At 40.2% G+C, this 21694-nt stretch carries 21 protein-coding genes, 2 tRNA genes and 1 pseudogene; 16 read left to right on the top strand and 8 right to left on the bottom strand.

The features are described 5' to 3' along the window. The first annotated feature begins 6 nt into the window (after positions 1-6). The 3 genes from cysD to ACG9ZB_RS10485 all read left to right on the top strand — a co-directional run bounded on the left by cysD (position 7) and on the right by ACG9ZB_RS10485 (position 3105). Positions 7-921 carry a sulfate adenylyltransferase subunit CysD gene (gene cysD / locus ACG9ZB_RS10495; protein ID WP_004694369.1) on the top strand — a complete coding sequence of 305 codons (915 nt, stop codon included), beginning with the start codon at positions 7-9 and terminating at the stop codon, positions 919-921. Positions 922-1072: 151 nt separating this feature from the next. Continuing rightward, complete coding sequence (cysN, locus tag ACG9ZB_RS10490; protein WP_419325696.1) at positions 1073-2689, top strand: sulfate adenylyltransferase subunit CysN; 1617 nt, start codon at positions 1073-1075, stop codon at positions 2687-2689. A gap of 143 nt (positions 2690-2832) precedes the next feature. Then, complete coding sequence (locus ACG9ZB_RS10485; RefSeq protein WP_419325695.1) at positions 2833-3105, top strand: hypothetical protein; 273 nt, start codon at positions 2833-2835, stop codon at positions 3103-3105. Positions 3106-3224: 119 nt separating this feature from the next. Here the strand turns inward: ACG9ZB_RS10485 and ACG9ZB_RS10480 are convergent, their stop codons facing one another. Further along, positions 3225-4388 carry a sterol desaturase family protein gene (locus ACG9ZB_RS10480; protein WP_419325693.1) on the bottom strand — a complete coding sequence of 388 codons (1164 nt, stop codon included), beginning with the start codon at positions 4386-4388 and terminating at the stop codon, positions 3225-3227. Positions 4389-4629: 241 nt separating this feature from the next. Here ACG9ZB_RS10480 and ACG9ZB_RS10475 point away from each other — a divergent pair, with 241 nt between their 5' ends. The 6 genes from ACG9ZB_RS10475 to ACG9ZB_RS10450 all read left to right on the top strand — a co-directional run bounded on the left by ACG9ZB_RS10475 (position 4630) and on the right by ACG9ZB_RS10450 (position 8322). After that, entirely contained in the window at positions 4630-5151 is a 522-nt protein-coding gene (locus tag ACG9ZB_RS10475) for a PadR family transcriptional regulator (protein WP_419325691.1), read from the top strand. Between the two features lie 9 nt (positions 5152-5160). Beyond that, on the top strand, positions 5161-5457 hold the full coding sequence (locus ACG9ZB_RS10470; protein ID WP_419325689.1) for a DUF3861 domain-containing protein: 297 nt from the start codon (positions 5161-5163) through the stop codon (positions 5455-5457). A 34-nt stretch (positions 5458-5491) separates the two neighbouring features. Next, entirely contained in the window at positions 5492-5752 is a 261-nt protein-coding gene (locus ACG9ZB_RS10465) for a DUF2798 domain-containing protein (RefSeq protein WP_419325688.1), read from the top strand. Between the two features lie 219 nt (positions 5753-5971). Continuing rightward, complete coding sequence (locus tag ACG9ZB_RS10460) at positions 5972-6964, top strand: NAD(P)H-quinone oxidoreductase (RefSeq protein WP_419325687.1); 993 nt, start codon at positions 5972-5974, stop codon at positions 6962-6964. Between the two features lie 203 nt (positions 6965-7167). Further along, complete coding sequence (locus ACG9ZB_RS10455; protein WP_419325686.1) at positions 7168-7398, top strand: hypothetical protein; 231 nt, start codon at positions 7168-7170, stop codon at positions 7396-7398. A gap of 18 nt (positions 7399-7416) precedes the next feature. Further along, complete coding sequence (locus ACG9ZB_RS10450) at positions 7417-8322, top strand: helix-turn-helix transcriptional regulator (protein ID WP_419325684.1); 906 nt, start codon at positions 7417-7419, stop codon at positions 8320-8322. A 137-nt stretch (positions 8323-8459) separates the two neighbouring features. Here the strand turns inward: ACG9ZB_RS10450 and ACG9ZB_RS10445 are convergent. Both ACG9ZB_RS10445 and ACG9ZB_RS10440 read right to left on the bottom strand, forming a co-directional pair. Further along, positions 8460-8545: transfer RNA gene (locus ACG9ZB_RS10445), tRNA-Leu, on the bottom strand. Between the two features lie 10 nt (positions 8546-8555). After that, a tRNA-Cys gene (locus ACG9ZB_RS10440) sits at positions 8556-8629 on the bottom strand. Positions 8630-8781: 152 nt separating this feature from the next. Here ACG9ZB_RS10440 and folD point away from each other — a divergent pair. Both folD and ACG9ZB_RS10430 read left to right on the top strand, forming a co-directional pair. After that, positions 8782-9630 (top strand): bifunctional methylenetetrahydrofolate dehydrogenase/methenyltetrahydrofolate cyclohydrolase FolD, encoded by an 849-nt coding sequence (gene folD / locus ACG9ZB_RS10435; RefSeq protein ID WP_010326278.1) that lies wholly within the window; start codon positions 8782-8784, stop codon positions 9628-9630. 250 nt (positions 9631-9880) lie between these two features. After that, entirely contained in the window at positions 9881-10567 is a 687-nt protein-coding gene (locus ACG9ZB_RS10430) for a class I SAM-dependent methyltransferase (RefSeq protein ID WP_419325683.1), read from the top strand. A 23-nt stretch (positions 10568-10590) separates the two neighbouring features. Here the strand turns inward: ACG9ZB_RS10430 and ACG9ZB_RS10425 are convergent, their stop codons facing one another. Together ACG9ZB_RS10425 and ACG9ZB_RS10420 are read right to left on the bottom strand one after the other, a co-directional pair. Continuing rightward, on the bottom strand, positions 10591-11019 hold the full coding sequence (locus ACG9ZB_RS10425; RefSeq protein WP_419325682.1) for a hypothetical protein: 429 nt from the start codon (positions 11017-11019) through the stop codon (positions 10591-10593). Between the two features lie 171 nt (positions 11020-11190). After that, positions 11191-12510 (bottom strand): MFS transporter, encoded by a 1320-nt coding sequence (locus ACG9ZB_RS10420; protein ID WP_062034098.1) that lies wholly within the window; start codon positions 12508-12510, stop codon positions 11191-11193. Positions 12511-13051: 541 nt separating this feature from the next. On the opposite strand from ACG9ZB_RS10420, the gene glpD reads away from it, so the two are divergent. Continuing rightward, complete coding sequence (glpD, locus tag ACG9ZB_RS10415) at positions 13052-14569, top strand: glycerol-3-phosphate dehydrogenase (RefSeq protein WP_419325681.1); 1518 nt, start codon at positions 13052-13054, stop codon at positions 14567-14569. 68 nt (positions 14570-14637) lie between these two features. Here the strand turns inward: glpD and ACG9ZB_RS10410 are convergent, their stop codons facing one another. Together ACG9ZB_RS10410 and ACG9ZB_RS10405 are read right to left on the bottom strand one after the other, a co-directional pair. Next, positions 14638-14826, bottom strand: coding sequence for a hypothetical protein (locus ACG9ZB_RS10410; RefSeq protein ID WP_419325680.1), 189 nt, complete (start codon positions 14824-14826; stop codon positions 14638-14640). Positions 14827-15137: 311 nt separating this feature from the next. Further along, positions 15138-16970 carry a phosphoenolpyruvate carboxykinase (GTP) gene (locus ACG9ZB_RS10405; protein ID WP_419325679.1) on the bottom strand — a complete coding sequence of 611 codons (1833 nt, stop codon included), beginning with the start codon at positions 16968-16970 and terminating at the stop codon, positions 15138-15140. A gap of 415 nt (positions 16971-17385) precedes the next feature. Between ACG9ZB_RS10405 and ACG9ZB_RS10400 the strand changes: the two genes are divergently transcribed. The 4 genes from ACG9ZB_RS10400 (at position 17386) to groL (ending at position 21269) form a co-directional block, all read left to right on the top strand. After that, positions 17386-18309 carry a diacylglycerol/lipid kinase family protein gene (locus ACG9ZB_RS10400; protein ID WP_419325678.1) on the top strand — a complete coding sequence of 308 codons (924 nt, stop codon included), beginning with the start codon at positions 17386-17388 and terminating at the stop codon, positions 18307-18309. After that, positions 18306-19082 carry a metallophosphoesterase family protein gene (locus ACG9ZB_RS10395; protein WP_419325677.1) on the top strand — a complete coding sequence of 259 codons (777 nt, stop codon included), beginning with the start codon at positions 18306-18308 and terminating at the stop codon, positions 19080-19082. Before ACG9ZB_RS10400 ends, ACG9ZB_RS10395 begins: the two co-directional genes overlap by 4 nt. A gap of 194 nt (positions 19083-19276) precedes the next feature. Then, positions 19277-19567: a co-chaperone GroES gene (locus ACG9ZB_RS10390; protein WP_010326285.1), complete on the top strand. Its 291-nt coding sequence runs from the start codon at positions 19277-19279 to the stop codon at positions 19565-19567. A 67-nt stretch (positions 19568-19634) separates the two neighbouring features. Next, positions 19635-21269, top strand: a complete 1635-nt coding sequence (groL, locus tag ACG9ZB_RS10385; RefSeq protein ID WP_419325676.1) for a chaperonin GroEL — start codon at positions 19635-19637, stop codon at positions 21267-21269. A 237-nt stretch (positions 21270-21506) separates the two neighbouring features. On the opposite strand, the pseudogene ACG9ZB_RS10380 reads toward groL, so the two are convergent. Beyond that, a pseudogene (locus tag ACG9ZB_RS10380) lies at positions 21507-21694 on the bottom strand (IS1 family transposase); the annotation flags it as partial.

Raw genomic sequence — 21694 nt, 5'->3', positions numbered from 1 at the left:
CTGTCAATGTCATTAAATGAGGAAAGACTTACTCATCTTAAACAGCTTGAAGCTGAGAGTATTCATATTATCCGCGAAGTAGCTGCTGAGTTTGAAAACCCAGTGATGCTTTATTCTATTGGTAAAGATTCAGCAGTGATGCTGCATCTGGCGCTTAAAGCGTTCTATCCTGCCAAGCTTCCATTTCCGCTTCTGCATGTAGATACGGGCTGGAAATTTAAAGACATGATTGCTTTCCGCGACAACATGGCAAAAACCCATGGTTTTGATTTGATCGTACATCAAAACAAAGAAGGGAAAGATGCGGGCATTAACCCATTTGATCATGGTAGCTCAAAATATACCGATATCATGAAAACTCAAGGCTTAAAACAAGCGCTTGATAAATACGGTTTTGATGCGGCATTTGGTGGTGCGCGTCGTGATGAAGAAAAATCACGAGCGAAAGAACGTGTCTACTCATTCCGTGACTCGAAACACCGTTGGGACCCAAAAAACCAACGTCCTGAACTTTGGAATCTTTACAACGGTAAAGTGAACAAAGGTGAAAGTATTCGTGTGTTCCCACTATCAAACTGGACTGAGCTTGATATTTGGCAATACATCTACTTGGAAAGCATTCCATTGGTTCCACTTTATTTAGCTGCAGAACGTCCTGTGGTTGAGCGTAGTGGTACTTTGATTATGGTTGATGATGAACGTATGCCTTTAAAAGAAGGCGAAGTTCCACAAATGAAATCGGTACGCTTCCGTACACTTGGTTGTTACCCACTTACGGGTGCAGTGGAGTCAACGGCGAATACCTTACCTGAAATCATCCAAGAAATGTTGCTTGCAACCAGCTCTGAACGTCAAGGTCGTATGATTGACCATGATGAAGCGGGCTCGATGGAGAAGAAAAAGCAAGAAGGTTATTTCTAACTGTTGATAAATCTCTCCCAACCTCTCTTTTTCTAAGAGAGGAGAAAAGCCCTTCTTTTGTGAAGGGGAAAGTCTCCCTTAACAAAGGGAGATTTAGAGGGATTAAAGAGATTAAAAACCGATTTCTAAAGAATATGTGGAGTTTTGAGCAATGTCTCATCAATCAGAACTGATTAGCCAAGATATCTTGGGCTATCTAAAACAACATGAAAATAAAGACTTATTGCGTTTTCTGACTTGCGGTAACGTCGATGATGGTAAGTCAACTTTAATTGGCCGTTTGCTTTACGATTCAAAATTGATTTATGAAGATCAATTGCAAGCAGTAACTCGTGACTCTAAAAAAGTCGGTACGACAGGCGATGCACCTGACTTAGCACTCCTTGTCGATGGTCTACAAGCTGAGCGTGAACAGGGTATTACCATTGATGTTGCTTATCGTTATTTCTCAACTGAAAAACGTAAGTTCATCATTGCTGACACACCGGGACATGAGCAATACACGCGTAACATGGCAACGGGTGCGTCAACCTGTGATCTTGCGATTATCTTGATTGATGCGCGTTATGGTGTACAAACTCAGACGCGTCGTCATACTTATATTGCAAGCTTACTTGGCATTAAGAACATTATTGTTGCGATTAACAAAATGGACTTGGTTGAATTTTCTGAAGCGCGCTTCAATGAAATTCAGACAGAGTATGCAGGTTTTGTTGCACAACTCGGTGACCGTAAGCCAAACAACATTATCTTTACGCCTATTTCAGCATTGAATGGTGATAACGTTGTTAATAAATCACCAAATACGCCATGGTATACAGGCGAAACTTTGATGGGTACGCTTGAGTCTGTGGAAATTAACCGCAGTTCAGTGACCAACGATTTCCGTTTCCCTGTGCAATATGTCAATCGTCCAAACCTCGACTTCCGTGGTTTCTGCGGTACGGTTGCGCTAGGTGATGTATCAGTAGGTGATAAAATCTTGGCTTTACCATCGGGTAAGTCGTCGACGGTTAAAGAAATCGTTACTTATGATGGGAACTTAGAGCGTGCAATTGCAGGTCAAGCCATAACATTGACGCTGAATGACGAAATTGATATTTCGCGTGGTAACGTAATTGTGCGTGCGGATCAAGCGGCGCCAGAAATTTCGCGTTCGGTCAACGCCACTGTGGTTTGGATGGCAGATCAACCGCTGGTAATTGGTAAGTTGTATAACTTAAAAGTGGGTACGCAAACTGTTCCTGCTAAAGTCACTGCAATTAACTACCGTACCAATGTGAATACATTAGAAAAAGTACAAGTGGACAACCTTGAGCTTAACGCGATTGCCAATGTTACCGTTGAGTTTGATGCGCCTGTCGTATTTGATCGCTACCAAGACAGTCGTTATACAGGTTCGTTTATCTTCATCGACCGTTTAAATAACGTGACGATTGGTGCGGGTATGGTGGAAGAGTCTGTGGAATTGTCTGCTCATAGCAACCCTGTCACAGCGGAAGACCGTGCTGCACGTTTAGGTCAAAAACCTGCTGCGGTAACTGTATCTGTGAAAGCACTTGAAAATGCACAAGTACTTGAAAACTTGTTAATTCAACAAGGTGTGGTTGCGATTGCGAAAGCAGGTCTAACTGCTGATCAGGTTGCACTAGTACGTGAAACAGGTGTGGTTGTGGTGACTGACCTTGTCGACGGTACAGATGTCGCATTCACTCAAGATGCGATTGAAGAGCTAGCTGATAAAATTGTTGAATTGGTTCGTCTATAAGAGATTGAGCTGATTTGAAGGAACCCACCGTAAGGTGGGTTTTTTATTTCTATTTTAGATGGATAAATATTATTCAAATAAATAATGTGATATTTCAATAAAAATTCAGTGCTATAGAATGCCTCTTTTGTGGAGGGGGTATTATGAAAAAAATATTATTATTTATTGGTTTAACTTTAACTTTTGCTGCTGATGCTAAACAGGCTACGCAAAGTGATGAAGCGATTAAGCAAAAAATTATTCAACAATCGATACAAACGTATTCGGGAAATTGTCCTTGTCCTTACAATACTGCAAGAAATGGAAGTCGGTGTGGTAAACGTAGTGCTTACAATCGAGTCGGTGGTGCTGCGCCACTTTGTTATCCAGAAGACGTGAGTGATCGTATGGTCAAAGAATTTAAAGGGCGAGCGTAATTTAAGTTCGATTTACAAGGTTTGGAAAATGAAAGAAAACCTGTGGGGATACAGGTTTTCTATTTCGGTGAGGGATTAGATAAGCTTCAATTATTGAGATTGTTAATCGATTGGTTTTGTTAGGAAGTCTCATTATCTTTGTTTAAGCGCTTTTTCAGTTTATTCACGTAGCGTTTAAATGGCCACGTAAACTGCTTCACAAAACTGTTTGGAATTTTATAACCCACAGTGCCATATACACTGGCCAAATGATTAGGCATATAAATCGATTTAAAAATCACGTCATAAAGTGGAATAAAGGCTGCATAATTTTTATCAATCGCAGGCTTTTCGGAAGAATGATGCCAGTGATGAAATTCAGGTGTTGCGATCAGCCATCGTAGATAGGGAAAGCGGAAACGCACGTTTGAGTGAATAAAAATGGCATGGAAAGAAATAAAGACTAAATAAGCAAAGACCGCAGACGTATGAAAACCTAACAAGAAAATTGGCAAAGTTGCGATAAAACGGGTCATTAATACTTCAACAATGTGTAAGCGTGAAGAGGCTAGCCAGTCCATTTGTTCGGTTGAATGGTGAATGGCATGAAAGCGCCATAAAAAGTTCACTTCATGCATCGCACGGTGTAACCAATAGGTGGTGAAGTCCACCACAATCAATAACTCAATAAACTGTAACCAAATCGGTTGTGCCTGCACATACGGCACAATCGGGTTATTGGGAATGTGCGTGATCCAATACTGAATAGGCATGACCGTTAAAAACGTAAAAAGCTGAATTCCAATATGGCTAAACATGAAATATTTCATGTCTGTGACCCAGCCGACGCGCAGAATTTTCTGTTCAGTGTTCTTTGCAAAGAATCCTTCAAGCGGAATAAAGACTAAAGCAAGGATGATTAAAGTAATAACGAAATAATCAAAACCTGCATAAAAGGGTAGAGCAGGCAATGTCGGTGCTTTGATCAGCCCGCAGCCTAAGACAGCTGCTAAAATGGTGATACACAAACCATAAAAACCATATTTATTCTGTTTAATGATCGCACTATAGGTGCCAAAACCAGCACTGAGGACGATACTGAACAGTAAGCTATAGTAGAAAACATCATAGTGTTTGCTATACAACGGACGTAGTTCTGGCGTGGTGAGCACAGTGGGAAATAAAAAACATAAAGCAGCAAAAATGCCCAAAAGGCCTAAGGAAACAGAAAGAAATGCACTGATCTTGCCTTGCCCAGCATTGAGTTGTATGTTTTCAAATTTTTTTCTAAGTTGATCTGTCATTTTAATTTAATTCTGAATTTTAGGAGTTTTGTCAGAGTTCACTTGAGAGGGTGAGCATGCAAACAGAGGTTAAATTTTAGCGGTATTGCAACTGTTCAGCAATCTTATCTAAAAATATCAAGTAAGCCTTCACGTTTACCCATTTGATCTTAAATTCTGATGTTCTATTTCAGGATTTGAGGTTGCAATCATTAAAAAAATATTTAAGATATATCTTAATTGGTTAAGTTGTATCTTATGTATGTCTAAAACACAAAAAGTTGAATCTTTTACTGGTTTGGAAATAGCGCCAGTGTTACGTAAACAGCGCCTATTTGAAGCGGGTCAGATGAAACTTTTAGCCTTACATCTCATTTCATTTGCACCTAAATATGGCTATGACCTCATTAAAGAGGTGGGGGAAATTGTGGGAGGGGGCTATTGCCCAAGTGCAGGAACGATCTATCCAACCTTGAATTATTTGGAAGAGCGGCAGTTTGTTCAGGTCGCGTTAGATGATGCTGAACGCAAGCAATACTGTATAAAGGCCTTGGGTTTGAAGCATCTTGAGGTTCAGCATGCAAATGTGGAAAAGATTTTATCTCGTTTCGATACGCGTAAACAAATTCAAAATAATGAACAATATCTTGATATTAAACGCGCGATGGAAAATCTCAAATCTTCCCTAAAGCTTAAGATACAACACAGTGAGCTAAGTGCTGAACAAATTTGTATTATTGCAGAACAAATCGATCAAGCAGCAGTGAATATTGCACGTCTCTAGGAAAACAGAATGAAACAACATACTTATGAAGTCACACTCAAACACATTGCAGATGCTCAAGGCAACCCGTCGACCTATGCCGATACTTTGAGTTTCAACACTTATAACCACGACGATATTTTTAACGTGTTACAGGTGATTCAAAACAGTCAAATGCTGGATGATGAGGCAGCGAAATCATTTGTTGTTGGTTTAAAGCTCTTTAGTGAGGTGATGCTAGAGCATAAAAACCTTCCACTCTTTAAAGATTTTATGCCACATTTTGGGCAGTTTATGAAAGCTTTAAAACAAACCGTTAAAACGTAAAGCCAAAGCTAATTTTTATTTACTTAGGTTGATTATGTTCAACACGCTGCCAAAAATTCATATCAAACACTTAAATTGGTTAATGCCTTTGTTGCTTTCAGGTCTGATGAGTGGTTCTATTTCTGGTTTTAACTTACTGTTAAATAAAGGCCTAGTGCATAATTTCTTCCATCTTTGGCTCAAAAGCTGGAGCTTATCTTGGTTGATTGCATTTCCTCTGATTATGGTGTTTTTGCCTTTGTTTCGTAAATTTCTAATGCAGTTTGTGTCTTTGCCTGATCAGCCACACAATTGAATATCTGTTTTTTTCATCTAACCCTAATCGTTCTAAGTAATGTTTGAGAGGGATGTCGAGAGCAGTCACAGCTTGCTTTTTTTATCAATGATTAGTGCTATCGTGCAGCAAAATAGTCTTCAGGCTATACATAAGTACGGTGTTATTCATTTCAATTTATTTCTATGATCAAATAGGTCTATGAAACTTGAAAAATATCGTAAGAGTTAGGAATAAATCATGTCACAAACAACGATGCAACAGGTCATTATTACAGAGCCGGGTGGTGTGGATAAGCTGGCATATGAAACAGTGACTATCCCTGAAGCAAAAGCAGACGAGGTCTTGGTTAAGGTTCATGCGTTTGGTATTAACCGTCCAGATATTTTACAGCGTCAGGGTTTATATCCAATGCCGGCTGGGGTAACGCAAGTGCCAGGACTTGAGGTTGCAGGTGAGGTCGTTGCAATTGGAGCTGAAGTTACACAGTTTAAATTAGGCGATAAAGTTTGTGGTTTGACCAATGGTGGTGGTTATGCAGAGTATTGCGTGGTTCCACAAAGTCAAACTTTACATATTCCAGAAAATGTAAGCTTTGTGGAAGCGGCGGCTATTCCTGAAACTTTTTTCACGGTTTGGGCAAATGTGTTCCAAATGGGTAAAGCCAAAGCAGGGGAAGTGGTGTTGGTGCATGGCGGAACCAGTGGTATTGGCACCACGGCACTCATGCTATGTAAAGCATTGAGCATTAAAACCTTTGCAACTGTCGGCAGCGATGAAAAAGTACAAGCCATAGCGAATTTGACAGATGCCATCAATTATAAAACCCAAGACTTTGAACACGAGATCAATGAGAGAACGGAAAATGCTGGTGTTGATTTGATTTTAGATATGGTGGGTGCACCGTATTTGGAAAAGAATTTGAACTTGCTTCGCCGCGATGGACGTTTGGTTTATATTGCCTTTTTGGGTGGGGCAAAAGCCAAAGAGGTTAAGTTGGGACAAATTATGATGAAGCGCTTAACCATCACAGGTTCGACCATGCGTGCACGAAATACGGCTGAGAAGGCTGAGATTACACAAGGTTTACAAAATCATGTAGCACCGCTATGGGCCAAAGGTGAGTGCTTGCCAATGATTTATCAAACTTTTGATTTCGATCAGATTCAAGCAGCACATGCGTGCATGGATAAGGGTGAGCACGTGGGTAAAATTGTGGTAAAAATTTTGTAATATTTCTATAGTATAAAAAGTAGAGCTGACCTTGTGTCAGCTTTTTTTTGCCTAAAATTTTTCCAAAAAATAAAAATAATGTACTGAAAATAGAAAATAATTTAACAAATATTAAAAAAAAGATAACTATTCGACACAACCTGTCAAAACTGTGGTGTAAATTTGCAACTAAATTTAAACCTGACAAATTTACGTGGTTTTAAATGAAAAATAAAACAGAAAAGAGGGTTATCATGAAAATTTTATCGACATCATATACACATGCACATGGTTTCCGTGCGCTCAAGCGCTTGCATAAGGCGGTTATCTATAATAGTGTTTTACCTGATGAGATACATAAGCTGTATAAAGCCTTAATTCATTTTGAGCGTTATATAGAGCGTTTAGCGCATCAGCAAACTGTAGTAAAGAAGAAGAAATCTAACAAACATTGATTGTACAGCGAGGGTAATATGAAGCGTAAAGCTTCAACACATGAACGCCTTGCGGAGCGTTTAGCAAATATTTTGACTAAATTAAATACTGGGTATCAATTAGGGGTTGCAGAACTAGCACATGAATTTCAGGTGAGTACACGAACGATAGAGCGAGATTTTGATCGTCTCAATACGTATTTGCCTTTACTTCAAGACGAATATACCAAGAAGTACTTCTTAGATTCGGTTTATCTTGGACGCTTTAAGCTACAAGACATTCAAAACTTTGCTCAGCTTTCTGGGATCAGTGAGCTCTACCCATCTTTAGATATGTCTTTTCTACGTGGCCTGCTTGATGAGCGAGCGAATCAAGTGTTCTCTGCCAAAGGTTATTATTATGAAAATGCACAGCAATTTGCTGAACATTTTAAGGTTTTTGCGGGTGCGATTCATAAGCGTCAAAAAATCAGTTTTATTTATAATGATCGTTTGCGCCATGTAGACCCATATCGTTTAATTCATCATCAGGGAAGTTGGTATTTGGCTGCAGCTGTAGCTGATGAATTACGTGCTTATCGTTTAAGTAAAATAGATCAAGTCGTTCTACATGAGACGGAGCTTTTCGAGCACCATTTAGAGGTGTTAACCCAATTAGAACTGAGTGATGGGATTTGGTTTGCAAAGCATAAGCAAACCGTGAAAATATCGGTTCGGCCTGAAGTTGCCTTATATTTTAAGCAACGTCTGTTATTGCCAGAGCAAGAAATCGTATTAGAAGATGTATCGGGTGGCTTGTTAATTAACTGCCAAATTTGCCATGAAATGCAACTTTTACCTTTGGTGCGTTATTGGATTCCATACATTAAAATTATTGAGCCAGCTCATTTTCAAGAAAAATTAGAACAAGATCTGCAACATTATTTATTACCATCCTTATCGTGATAAACAAATGAAATATTACTTTTAAGAGAGTCAGTGAGCTCTCTTTTTTGTGCATTGGATTATGCTTTTTCTGTAGGCATAAAAAAACCAGCTTAACGCTGGATTCTTTATATGCACCATACTTAGAAGTATAAGAATGGTGCCCGAGGCCAGACTCGAACTGGCACGCTTTGTGGGCGGGGGATTTTAAATCCCCTGTGTCTACCGATTTCACCACTCGGGCTTTAACAAGATGGAGGCGGAGGTCGGAATCGAACCGGCGTCCACGGAGTTGCAGTCCGCTGCATGACCACTCTGCCACCCCGCCGCGTCTTGTTGATGCGTATATTAGCAAGCTCTGAAAAAAAAACAATAGTGCTTTCATTCGTATGCGCATAAAAACAGCATATAGCGAAAAATATTTAAAATTATCATGTATTATGTGCAAAATTGATTCATATCAACACTTGGAGATGTGCCGTGGCATTAGTTTTAGATGGTCGTGCATTGGCAAAACAAATTGAAGCTGACTTGTTAACTCGCGTTGAAGCGCTCAAAGCAAAATCAGGTCGTACCCCAATTCTTGCGACTATTTTGGTGGGTGACGATGGTGCATCTGCAACTTATGTACGTATGAAAGGAAATGCCTGCCGTCGTGTTGGTATGGACTCACTTAAAGTTGAACTGCCAAAAGAGACCACCACTGAACAATTGTTGGCTGAAATTGAAAAACTGAATGCAAATCCTGATGTTCACGGTATTTTGCTTCAACATCCAGTGCCTGAACAAATTGATGAGCGTGCATGTTTTGATGCAATTTCTCTTGCAAAAGATGTGGATGGCGTAACGTGTCTTGGTTTTGGTCGTATGGCTATGGGTGAGGCAGCATATGGTTCTGCGACACCTGCAGGTATTATGACTATTTTGCAAGAAAACAATATTGAAATTGCTGGAAAGCATGCTGTTGTTGTAGGACGTTCTGCAATTTTGGGTAAGCCAATGGCTGCGATGCTACTTCAAGCCAATGCGACCGTAACGATCTGCCACTCACGTACTCAGAACTTAGCTGACTTTGTGAAACAAGCCGATATTATCGTGGGTGCGGTTGGTAAGGCTGAATTGATTCAAAAAGATTGGATTAAACAAGGTGCAGTAGTTGTTGATGCTGGTTTCCATCCACGTGATGGTGGTGGTGTAGGCGACATTCAATTGGTTGGTATTGAAGAGGTGGCTTCTGCGTATACGCCAGTTCCAGGTGGCGTGGGCCCAATGACGATTACGACACTAATTCGTCAAACGGTTGAAGCAGCTGAGAAAGCTTTAGGTTAATTTGATTGATATGAGTCATGACGGAGTCTTTTCGTTGTCACTATTGATGTAAGTAGCTCGTATGTTACTTTTGTTTCGGCAAAAGTAACCAAAACCATTGCCATCTACATAACTCGACATATTTAATCGTTGATTTAATATGTCGCAGAAACATTAATTATTTAATGATGGTCTGCATCAAACAGCTGTAGATGGCATATCATGTATCAAATTATTGTTGTAAATTCTAATAAGTTTTCAAGGCTTATCTATGAGCTGTACTTTTCAATTTCCTCCAGCACCTAAACATTTGCTAAACGCCTTGCATGAAGTGATTCCACACTGTGAATTGCTTGCGCAACAGCTTCCTGAAACATCTATTTCTTTGTGGCTCATTCCTCCCGTATTTCCAACCGATAAACTGGATGATGAAATTATTCGCCGTATTTGGAATGAAACACCATATTGGATCTTTTGTTGGGCTTCAGGTCTAGCCATGGCGCAGTGGTTACTGGCAGAGCCTCATCATGTCAAAGATAAGGTGGTGTTGGATTTTGGCGCAGGTTCAGGTGTGGTGGCGATTGCAGCCAAAATGGCGGGCGCAAAACGTGTGATTTGTTGCGATATTGATGCAGTTAGTTTAGATGCTTGCCGTGCCAATGCAGAACTTAATAATGTAGAGCTAGAGTATTTGGATGACTTGTCTCAATCTGAACAGGTCGATGTTCTATTGGCTGCTGATGTTTTATATGATCAATGCAATCGTTTCTTTTTAGATGAATTTTTAAAGTTTGCATCTGAAGTTTGGGTGGCGGATAGTCGTGTTAAAAATTTTAGCCATCCGAAGTACATGAAGCTCGATGAGCGTAGTGCCACAACTTGGCCAGATCTAGATGAGTCACCAGAGTTTCGTAATGTGAGTTTTTATCGAACTTTAGAGACTCAAAAAGGATACTAAGCACTTTTTTATATCAGAAGGTATTAAGAGCAGGTATAGCGCACAACATGCAGTGTGCTTGGGCGTGCTTCAAGTGATTCGCGTGTTGCAAAGTTTTCACCTTGGTGTAAGTCAGGTGTATTGCTTAAGCCAAAAGTGGCACGAGTTTGACCAATTTGGCGTCCATATTGGGGAACATCTGCTGCAGTATTAGGAATGTCATTAATACTTAAAATCGCCAATTTATAATTCTTTTGTGAACCTAAAACTTTTTGGCAAGCACGTTGTAATTTATTTTCATCGAGTTGCTGGTTCTTACGAGCAGCAAGCGTATAAGCAAGGGTAGCGCTTGACGCTGATTGATGTTCAATTTGATAGCCAACATTGCCATTGTATTGGCGAGGCGTGCTTTGACATGCAGATACTACTAAAACGATACAGCTTAAGCCTAAAAGTTTATACGTATTTTTCATATCAAAAGTTCCTAAGATTATTCTTGTTCTTAGTATGCCATACGCGGGCGTAATTCACGATATTTCAATCAATCAAGTTTCGGCAAAAAATTGATCAAACATAAAAAATGCCTTCATTCGAGAAGGCATTTTTTATGTTTAGCTTCTTAACTTACGCACTTATTCTAAGTATCAATGATCTGTAATCATGCTGTGCTTTTTGGTGTCTTTCATAAAGATGTAAGTCAGTAGAGATAAGCCAATCATGAAGGTGATGTAGTAAAAGAAGTAGTTTTCATGTCCTGCATTTTTAAAGCTCAACGCCACAAGTTCTGCTGTACCACCAAAGATAGTATTGGCAATCGCATAAGGCAGGGCAACCCCTAGTGCACGAATATGTGCTGGAAAGAGCTCTGCTTTGACTACGGCATTAATCGCAGTATAACCTGTCACAATCACCATACCGCTCATACATAACATGAATGCGGTTGTTGGGCTGCTGGTTGAGCCTAAACCGTTGAAAATAGGAATTGTGAACAGCACACCCAATACACCAAAAGTGATCATAATTGGTTTACGACCAATTTTATCAGACAGTGCACCCACCACAGGTTGTAATAGCATGAAGACAAAGATTGCTGCTGTAGTGATCTCTGTTGCTGTGGTTTTCTCAAAACCTGAGGTGTTGACTAAGTATTTTTGTAAATACGTGGTAAAGGTGTTGAATGCCAGTGTTCCACCCGCAGTCAGCATAATCACAGTGAATGCTTGCTTTGGATATTTGGTAAATAAAGCAAGTGCGCTAGATTTTGGGCCACCATTTTTAGCTTGTTCCTGTGCATCTTTTGAGGATTGTGTTTCAACCAAGCCACGACGAATCCAGAACACCACAATGGCAAGTACAGCCCCAATGAAGAAGGGAATACGCCAGCCCCATTCAGATAACTGTGCTTCGCTCATGGTGCGTTGTAAAATGATCAATACACAAAGTGCCAAGAGCTGACCTGAAATAAGAGTCACATATTGAAAACTAGAGAAGAAACCACGATGGTTTTTGCCAGCCATTTCCGTTAAATAGGTTGCACTTGAACCGTACTCTCCACCTACACTTAAACCTTGCAATAAACGGGCAAAGAGCAATAAGGCAGGTGCGAGCATACCCACACTGGCATAGGTGGGTGCACAAGCAATAATCAAAGATCCCACACACATTAAAGAGACAGACAGGGTAAGACCTGATTTACGTCCTTTACGGTCTGCATAAATGCCCATGATCCACGCGCCAATAGGTCGCATCAGGAAGCCCAGTGCAAAGACGGCAGCAGCTTGTAAAAGTTTTACTGTGTCATCCCCTTCAGGGAAAAACTGTGGAGCGAAATATAAGGTAAATGCTGCATAGACATACCAGTCATACCATTCAACTAAGTTGCCAGCTGAACCACCGAGAATCGATTTTAAACGGGTCTTTTTATCGATGCTTACTGGAGCAGCTTGGGGAGATAGATCAGTCACAAAAATTTCCCAAAGAGACATTCGGAAAATACATCTTTTAACTTTTTAAGTAGAAAAAGTTAAAACAATATATTTTAAGATTAAACAAAAAATTCTGTTTCTTTATACGCCCCTTATTCTTGGACTTCATTCGACTTTAGTCTAAATATTGGTATGATTTATATGCGGTTAAGTTTTTCTAATGAATATCTTTATTTTAATGGGAAATTATCATTTTACTTATCTAAAACAAACCCTTGTGATTTTTCAGTGTGTGATTAGTCAATTAAAATACAAGAGGTTATAGTACTTTTTTATTTTATGGTGAATGTTGGTTTTTAGAAAGGAACGTTTTCTTTAGCTTGGAAATTAGGCGATTTTTCATTGAATAGTCAAAATTAAAATTAAATTGTAAAAATAGATGCGGTTATTAATTTATTTAGAGTAACGAATTTTTTCTGATTTGACTGGCTTCGGAATATGACAAGCTTGGATTTTGATGTTAAGTTTAGTTTAGCGTGAAGAACAAAAATAACACAATAACTCAACGAGAGAGGTGAATATGCAAGGCACAGATGCCATTTATGATATTGCCGTTGTGGGCGCGGGCATCAATGGGGTAGGCATTGCAAATGATGCTGTAGGGCGCGGTTTAAGTGTTTTCGTCTGCGAAAAAGATGATTTAGCCAGTCATACGTCTTCAGCCAGTAGCAAGCTCATCCATGGTGGATTGCGTTATCTCGAACAAAAACAATTTCGTTTGGTGCGTGAAGCGCTATTAGAGCGTGAAGTACTGTTAAAAAAAGCCCCACACTTGATCCATCCTATGCGTTTTATTATGCCGCATTTGCCTTATTTGCGCCCTGCATGGCTGATTCGTTCAGGCTTATTTATCTATGACTATTTGGCAAAACGAGAAACATTAGAGGGTTCAGAGCTTGTTCATTTTAATGTCGATAGCCCGTTAAAAGACACGATTAAACGTGGTTTCGAATATTCAGACTGTACTGTGGATGATACGCGTTTGGTGGTGGTTAATGCAATTCAAGCACATGAGTTGGGGGCTCAAATTCGAACACAAACGCGATGCGTTTCTGCGGTTCAGCAGGAGGGTGTGTGGTGTCTAACCTTAGAGCATCAAAAACAACACTATCAAATTAAAGCTCGAAGCTTAGTCAATGCAACGGGTGCATGGGTCACAGATTTTATTCAACAGCAAATGTCCAAAACCCCAAAGGCGGGTATTCGATTGGTTCAGGGCAGTCATATCATTGTGAAGCGTTTATACCCTGAACAGCATGCGTTTATTTTGCAAAATGACGATCAACGCATTGTGTTTGTGATTCCTTATTTAGATGAATACAGCCTGATTGGTACCACTGACGTAGAGTTTGAGGGTGATGCAAATTATGTCCACATTACCGAACAGGAAACGGCTTATTTGATTGATGTAATTAATGACCACTTCAAGCTTCAATTACAGCCAGAAGATGTAATTTCAAGCTTTGCAGGCGTAAGGGCGCTGTATGATGATGCAAGTGCACAAGCCTCTAAAGTGACACGTGATTATGTACTGGCGATGTCTAAACCTGTTGCGGATGAAGCGCCATTGTTATCTGTTTATGGTGGAAAGTTAACGACTTATCGCAAGTTGGCGGAAGCGGCTTTGCTACAGCTGAAACGTTATTTTCCACACATGAAAGCGGAATGGACGGCTGAGGAAAAACTCCCAGGTGCGGAAGGTTTTAGTTCAGTCGAGGTTTTATGTGCAGAGTTGATGCATGAAATCAAAGGGCTAGAGTCTCAAACAGCGCATCGTTGGGCAAATAGTTATGGTAGTCGAGTGTGGCATATGCTCGGTGAGAACAAAGATGTACAAACTTTAGGGCAGTCTTTTGGCCATGGTTTGTATCAGCAAGAAGTGGATTATTTGGTGAAACGTGAGTGGGCCATCAGTAGTGAAGATATTTTAAAACGACGGACTAAACTGTATTTAAAATTTGATGCACTAGAAACTCAAGCTTTAGACCTCTACTTGCAGGATTTACACCTACGTCGTCTGCAAGAGGATGCTGCATAGTATTGATTGTGTCAGGTTACAGTTGATCTCGTTCTATTACAAAAGCTGCTATCGCGGCTTTTTTAGATTTAAATTTCGATACCACCGAGCTGTTTACAGTCTACAGGTGTCTTCCATTTTACAGCCGTTCCCCAAACGACTGGGCGAACAATACGCCAAGGCCAAAAGTCAAATCGTTGGCTAGCATTGTAGTTAATGACGACGTTACCACCGACTTGATGTGCACTTTCAGCAAAACGCGGATAAAGTTCAACCACGCTGCCATAAGTGCCCTCAGCGACTTTGCGGAGCTTTTGATTTCAAAATTGAGTTGAATCAGGGGTGTCTTTGATTGCGCAAATATGAAGTTGTGGTTACTTCTGTGTAAGCCATGTTTATAGTCAAATTGTTATAAAAACAATACAACTAAATCAATGAATTATTTTTAGTTTTTTTAAAATAGTGTATGGGTAATAAAGTAGTTTGAATATTGCGTGATAAATTTTTGTTGAGTTATAAAGTTTTAAAATTATAAAGAGATTAAAAAAAAAGACCACTTACGCGGTCTTTTTTTTGCTTAATTTAAAGATTAAGCAGATTGCTTAACAGCATCTAAAAGTTCGTTTTGGCGAGCTTTAAGTGCAGCTGGTAGGCGTTCACCAAGTTTGTCGAATAGTTCAGTGTGGCTTTCAAGCTCTTTGATCCATTGATCTTTGTCTTGAGAAGTCACAAGGTCAAACTGGGCTTTAGTGAAGTCAGAACCTGTCCAGTTCAACTGTTCATACGTTGGAACTAAACCAATTGGTGTTTCAACTGCATCAGCACGGCCTTCACAACGGTCAATGATCCACTCAAGAACACGCATGTTTTGACCGAAACCAGGCCATACGAAGTTGCCTTCAGCGTCACGACGGAACCAGTTCACGTTATAGATACCAGGAAGCTTGTTACCTGCAGCAGCAGCTTTCTCGCCAACTTTCTCACCCATTTCTAACCAGTGAGTGAAGTAGTCAGCCATGTTGTAACCCGCAAATGGAAGCATTGCAAATGGGTCACGACGAACAATACCTTGTTGGCCAACAGCAGCAGCAGTTGTTTCAGAGCCCATAGTTGCAGCTTTGTAAACACCATCTACCCAGTCAAATGCTTCTGAAATTAGAGGCACTGTGTCCGCACGGCGACCACCAAAGATGAACGCTGAAATTGGAACACCTGCTGGATTTTCCCAGTCAGCATCAATAGAAGGACATTGACCTGCTGAAACAGTGAAGCGCGCATTTGGATGAGCCGCTTTTTCTGCGCCAGTGTGAGGTTGACCTTTCCAGTTAGTCAGGTTGGCAGGTGCTTCTTTAGTAAGACCTTCCCACCATACTTCACCGTTATCAGTTACCGCAACGTTGGTATAGATCACGTCTTTGTGAAGTGTAGCCATACAGTTCGGGTTGGTCTTGGTATTTGTACCAGGCGCTACACCGAAGAAGCCTGCTTCTGGGTTGATTGCGTATAAGCGACCGTCTTCACCTGGTTTGATCCAAGCAATATCGTCACCTACAGTTTCAATTTTCCAACCTTCGTAGCCTGCTGGTGGAATCAACATTGCGAAGTTTGTTTTACCACAAGCAGAAGGGAATGCCGCTGCGATGTAGTGTTTTTCACCTTGTGGATTAGTCACACCAAGGATCAACATGTGTTCTGCTAACCAACCTTGTTGACGACCCATAGAAGACGCAATACGTAAAGCTAAGCATTTTTTACCTAACAATGCGTTACCGCCGTAACCAGAACCGTAAGACCAGATTTCACGTGTTTCTGGGTAATGCACGATGTATTTTTCAGGGTTGCAAGGCCATGCAACATCTTTTTCGCCATCAGCAAGCGGCGCACCAACAGTATGTACGCAAGGAATAAATTCACCGTCTGTACCAAGAACGTCATAAACAGCTTTACCCATGCGAGCCATTTTAGACATGCTAACTGCTACATATGGAGAGTCAGTTAATTCGATGCCAATGTGCGCAATATGAGAACCTAATGGGCCCATAGAGAACGGTACTACATATAAAGTACGACCTGCCATTGAACCGTCAAACAAACCATTTAGACGAGCACGCATTTCAGCAGGCTCTTCCCAGTTGTTTGTTGCGCCAGCATCTTCTTGTTTTTCAGAGCAGATGTAAGTACGACCTTCAACACGAGCAACGTCAGAAGGATCAGAATTAGCAAGATAAGAACCAGGATGCGTTTCTTGGTTAAGCGCTTGCATTGTGCCGTTAGCGATCATCAAGTTGATATAACGTTGATATTCTTCTTCGCTGCCGTCACACCATTCAATTTTTGCTGGTTTTGTTAATTTTGCAATTTCTTCTACCCAGGCAATAAGCTTAGGGTGACGAACGAATTCTGGTGCGTTCACTTGGGTCATGGTGAGGCCTATCTCAAATATGTACACGTTTGTACAAAGTACAATCTCAGCAATAAAATTTACTGCAGAGATGAAAAGATGAAAAAAAAGTGGCTGTATTAAAGCATAATTTGATAAAAAAAATAAGACCAAAGGCGTATCTAAATTATGAACAGTTTGATGGAGTTTCTTTGTTTTAATTATTAAAAAACAATAGTTTATTTGGTTTTTTTGCTTTTATTTTGTGTATTTATTATATTTATGGGAGTTATTCACTTAAGATATTATTATTAAAATCATATGCTTAAATTTAATTTTTTATTGGGATTTATTATTGATTAAATAAATGGTACTCATTTGAATTTTACATAACAAAACTGTTAAGTGTTGAATATTTGGACAAAAATAGAGCAATTACTTCAAGTTTAGGTGCAAAATGTCAGAACAACTCAAACCTTTATCACTTATTTATAATAAAAAATCAGGTTTTCATGCTGCAAATAAAGATGAAGTGTATGAACAGTTGATAGCAGATTTGAGTACTGCGGGTTTTGAAATACAGTCATTTGAGTTAAGTGAGTGCATGAACTTTGATCAGATGATGCAAGAGATTTTACTACGCCATCGTCAAGCGGAAAATGTAGGGGTCGTGGTTGCTGCAGGTGGGGATGGTACTTTAAATGCAGTTGCATCTAAATTGATGGGAACGGATATTCCCATGGGGATCTTGCCTCTAGGTACCTTTAATTATGTTGCACGAGTGTTGAATATTCCGTTGGACCTATTAGATGCAGCCAAAGCCATTAGTGAAGGGCAACCACGTTCTGTGCATGTGGCACAGTTGAATCAACATATCTATCTGAACAATGCCAGTTTAGGGCTTTATCCTTTATTTATTCAAAAAAGAGAACAGTTTAATAAGCATTTTGGACGTTTTCCATTGCATGCGTATACCTCGGCATTGGATGTTCTCATCCGCGACCGTAAAGAATTAAAACTTGAAGTGGAAGTCGATGGACAGCGCTATCCAGTGAAAACGCCATTAATTTTCTTTGGCAATAATCAACTTCAACTGGCTGAAATGAAACTACGTATTGCCGAGGCGGCGGAAGCAGGCAAAGTGGCGGGCGTGGTAGTAGCAAAAAGTGATAAGCGGACTTTGTTCAAGACCTTATGGCAGCTGATTAAAGGTAATTTGGATCAGGCTTCCGATGTTTATAGCTTTGCAGCAGATGAAGTGATTGTTCATTCAAAGCGTAATAAGCTCACGGTTGCGGTAGATGGAGAAATTGTCACGATGACACCACCGCTGAAAATTACAGTACGTAAGCATGCGCTGAATATCATGGTTCCCTTATGATATTACATTTGTCAGATTTACACTTTGGGACCGAACGCGAAGCCTGTTTGCAGGCCATTCGTCAGTTATGTGAGGAACATTCTTTTGAAGCCGTAGTGGTCAGTGGGGACTTGACCCAGCGAGCCCGGTTTATTCAGTTTTATGCTTGTCGGCAGTTTTTAGACAGTTTAAAGCTGCCTTATTTGGTAGTGCCGGGGAATCATGATATTCCGCTGTACCATCTGTGGAATCGTTTTTTCAGCCCCTTTGCACGTTATCAACTTTTTTTTGGGGGAATGGAAAATACCTTAGAAACTGAACACTTTTATGTTATTGGGGTGAATAGTATTCGTCGGCGTTACCATACGCGAGGACATATTTCACTGAGCCAAATTCAAGAGATTGACCTGAAGTTGCAGCAAGCACCAGCGCACAAAATTAAACTGATCGCTGTGCATCAGCCTTTTTATACTCCACCAAACCATAGTCATGGTGTGAAAGACTGTCCGATGCTTGGTCGTATTGCATTGGAGCAATGGAGCCAACATGGTTTAAATGGACTTTTACATGGGCATTTACATCACGCTGCCGTTTATGATTTGAATCAGATTTATCAACTTGGGGTATCGCATCCAGTGTTGGATATTCATGCTGGAACGGCAACGTCTTATCGTTTACATGCGGGTTTGCCCAATAGCCTGAATATTATTTTGCCGAATGCTGATGTACAGCATTTGAGCTTTAACGCTGAAACAAATCACTTCGATCTGATGCAGCAAAATACGTCAGATTGAATTGAGTGTCTAAACTTTGATGAGGTTTGCTTAAAAAGAGCGCAAAAATATAAAAATATTTTGTGTTTGCCCTTGAAGCCCTTTTTTCCATCCCCACAAAAGTGTCATATCAAAATTTTGTTGATGACCTAGGAATAAGAAGTCATCTTCACATCGTAAACAATGGCATATTGAAAATGTCTATGGAGCAAGAAATGAGCAAAATTCGTCCTTTACATGACAACGTTGTGATTCGCCGCGTAGAAAAGGAAACTAAAACTGCAGGTGGTTTAATTTTGAGTACTTCTGCTGCTGAACAGCCAGCTCAAGGTGAAATCATTGCAGTAGGTAATGGCAAAATTACAGACAATGGCGTTCGTGCTTTAGATGTAAAAGTGGGCGACAATGTACTGTTTGGTGCATATGCAGGCACTAAAGTTAAAGTTGAAGGCGAAGAACTTCTTGTGATGAAAGAGTCTGATATTTTAGCGGTTCTTGAAGGTTAATTCAGAACGTTCATTTGCTGTTTAAGCAATACAATTGATTAAAATTTAAGAATATTTGGAGTTTAGTATGTCAGCTAAAGACGTAAAATTTGGTGATTCAGCTCGTTCTAAAATGATTGCAGGCGTAAACGTGCTTGCTGATGCTGTAAAAGTAACTTTAGGTCCTAAAGGCCGTAACGTTGTGATCGACCGTTCTTTCGGTGCGCCGCACATCACTAAAGATGGTGTAACGGTTGCGAAAGAAATTTCTCTAAAAGACAAATTTGAGAACATGGGCGCTCAATTGGTTCGTGAAGTATCTTCTAAAACCAATGACATCGCGGGTGACGGTACAACAACTGCAACAGTATTGGCTCAAGCAATTCTAAACGAAGGCATCAAGTCAGTGACTGCGGGCATGAACCCAATGGACTTGAAACGCGGTATTGACCTTGCTGTTAAAGCCTTAGTTGCTGAAATTAAAGCAACAGCAAAACCTGCTTCTGATACGAAAGCGATTGAACAAGTCGGTTCAATCTCTGCAAACTCTGACGAAACTGTAGGTAAACTCATTGCACAAGCAATGGAACGCGTAGGTAAAGAAGGCGTGATTACCGTTGAAGAAGGTTCAGGCTTTGAAGATGCTTTAGACGTTGTTGAAGGCATGCAGTTTGACCGTGGTTATATCAGCCCATACTTTGCAAACAAACAAGATACATTAACGGCTGAACTTGAAAATCCGTTTATCTTGCTTGTTGACAAAAAAATCAGCAACATCCGTGAATTAATTACTGTGTTAGAAGCTGTAGCTAAAACAGGTAAACCACTTTTAATCATTGCTGAAGATGTTGAAGGTGAAGCGTTAGCTACACTTGTTGTTAACAACATGCGCGGAATTATCAAAGTATGTGCGGTTAAAGCACCTGGTTTTGGTGACCGTCGTAAAGCAATGCTTCAAGATATCGCAATCTTGACGGGCGCGACTGTGATTTCTGAAGAAGTAGGCATGACTTTAGAGCAAGCTTCTCTTCAAGACTTAGGTACTGCACATAAAGTTACTGTGTCTAAAGAAAACACGGTGATTGTTGACGGTGCTGGTGATGCAGCTCAAATTGCTGAACGTGTGACTCAAATCCGCGCGCAAATTGAAGAATCATCGTCTGAATACGACAAAGAAAAACTTCAAGAACGTGTTGCTAAATTAGCTGGCGGTGTTGCAGTCATCAAAATTGGTGCAGCGACTGAAGTTGAAATGAAAGAGAAGAAAGACCGTGTAGACGATGCGCTTCATGCAACACGTGCTGCTGTTGAAGAAGGTGTGGTTGCTGGTGGTGGTGTTGCACTGGTACGTGCTGCAGCTGCGCTTGATGGCGTAAATGGTGCGAATGACGATCAAAATGTAGGTATTAACATTTTACGTCGTGCAATTGAAGCGCCACTTCGTCAAATCGTTGCGAATGCGGGTGATGAACCTTCAGTTGTGATCAATGCTGTGAAAAATGGCGAAGGTAACTTTGGTTATAACGCTGCAACTTCTGAGTATGGCGATATGCTAGAAATGGGTATTCTTGACCCTGCGAAAGTAACGCGTTCTGCACTTGAACATGCTGCATCTGTAGCAGGTTTAATGTTGACAACTGAGTGTATGATTACTGACGTTCCAGAAGACAAGCCTGCAATGCCTGATATGGGCGGCATGGGTGGTATGGGCGGAATGATGTAATCTGCCTATTCTGTGATTAATATTTTGTAATTTATATATTTATTCATAAAATTTTTATAAGTTACTCACAGTATTACTCACAAAATAATTTGTTGTAAAAAAGGTCGCTATTATAGCGACCTTTTTTATTCTAGCTTTTTCAAAGGGGCTTAAGATAAGTTCCTGAGCTTGTGATGCAAGCGAGTACATAACTATTCAGCCAAAAATTTTGGTGGTGTTTTAAAAAGTATGCTGACATTAAATGAAGCCATTATTGATGTAAAAGAAGGTTAAGTCGAAGGCTTTAAAATGGTTTTCAAGCTTTTTGGAGAAATTGCAACTTCTTCTATCGATGCCTTATTTTGCAATTATTACCTTCAATTCCTACAGTAAACAACTTACCAATACTTTGCTTGCAGTTTTTAAAAGCAGTGATGAAACTGTCC

The sequence above is a fragment of the Acinetobacter johnsonii genome (assembly GCF_048551975.1).
In the GTDB taxonomy this organism is placed as follows: Bacteria; Pseudomonadota; Gammaproteobacteria; order Pseudomonadales; family Moraxellaceae; genus Acinetobacter; species Acinetobacter johnsonii_A.
The sequence above is the reverse complement of the archived record's forward strand: the minus strand, read 5'-3'. Positions and strand labels throughout refer to the sequence as shown.

Bases quoted from the DNA above. Each gene is read 5' to 3' on its own strand.
- ACG9ZB_RS10455 (WP_419325686.1), top strand. From the start codon at position 7,168: ATGAAAAATAAAACAGAAAAGAGGGTTATCATGAAAATTTTATCGACA.
- glpD (WP_419325681.1), top strand. From the start codon at position 13,052: ATGCAAGGCACAGATGCCATTTATGATATTGCCGTTGTGGGCGCGGGC.
- ACG9ZB_RS10485 (WP_419325695.1), top strand. From the start codon at position 2,833: ATGAAAAAAATATTATTATTTATTGGTTTAACTTTAACTTTTGCTGCT.
- ACG9ZB_RS10430 (WP_419325683.1), top strand. From the start codon at position 9,881: ATGAGCTGTACTTTTCAATTTCCTCCAGCACCTAAACATTTGCTAAAC.
- ACG9ZB_RS10450 (WP_419325684.1), top strand. From the start codon at position 7,417: ATGAAGCGTAAAGCTTCAACACATGAACGCCTTGCGGAGCGTTTAGCA.
- ACG9ZB_RS10390 (WP_010326285.1), top strand. From the start codon at position 19,277: ATGAGCAAAATTCGTCCTTTACATGACAACGTTGTGATTCGCCGCGTA.
- cysN (WP_419325696.1), top strand. From the start codon at position 1,073: ATGTCTCATCAATCAGAACTGATTAGCCAAGATATCTTGGGCTATCTA.
- cysD (WP_004694369.1), top strand. From the start codon at position 7: ATGTCATTAAATGAGGAAAGACTTACTCATCTTAAACAGCTTGAAGCT.
- ACG9ZB_RS10475 (WP_419325691.1), top strand. From the start codon at position 4,630: ATGTCTAAAACACAAAAAGTTGAATCTTTTACTGGTTTGGAAATAGCG.
- ACG9ZB_RS10470 (WP_419325689.1), top strand. From the start codon at position 5,161: ATGAAACAACATACTTATGAAGTCACACTCAAACACATTGCAGATGCT.
- ACG9ZB_RS10425 (WP_419325682.1), bottom strand. From the start codon at position 11,019: ATGAAAAATACGTATAAACTTTTAGGCTTAAGCTGTATCGTTTTAGTA.
- ACG9ZB_RS10460 (WP_419325687.1), top strand. From the start codon at position 5,972: ATGTCACAAACAACGATGCAACAGGTCATTATTACAGAGCCGGGTGGT.
- groL (WP_419325676.1), top strand. From the start codon at position 19,635: ATGTCAGCTAAAGACGTAAAATTTGGTGATTCAGCTCGTTCTAAAATG.
- ACG9ZB_RS10465 (WP_419325688.1), top strand. From the start codon at position 5,492: ATGTTCAACACGCTGCCAAAAATTCATATCAAACACTTAAATTGGTTA.
- ACG9ZB_RS10405 (WP_419325679.1), bottom strand. From the start codon at position 16,970: ATGACCCAAGTGAACGCACCAGAATTCGTTCGTCACCCTAAGCTTATT.
- ACG9ZB_RS10400 (WP_419325678.1), top strand. From the start codon at position 17,386: ATGTCAGAACAACTCAAACCTTTATCACTTATTTATAATAAAAAATCA.
- ACG9ZB_RS10395 (WP_419325677.1), top strand. From the start codon at position 18,306: ATGATATTACATTTGTCAGATTTACACTTTGGGACCGAACGCGAAGCC.
- ACG9ZB_RS10480 (WP_419325693.1), bottom strand. From the start codon at position 4,388: ATGACAGATCAACTTAGAAAAAAATTTGAAAACATACAACTCAATGCT.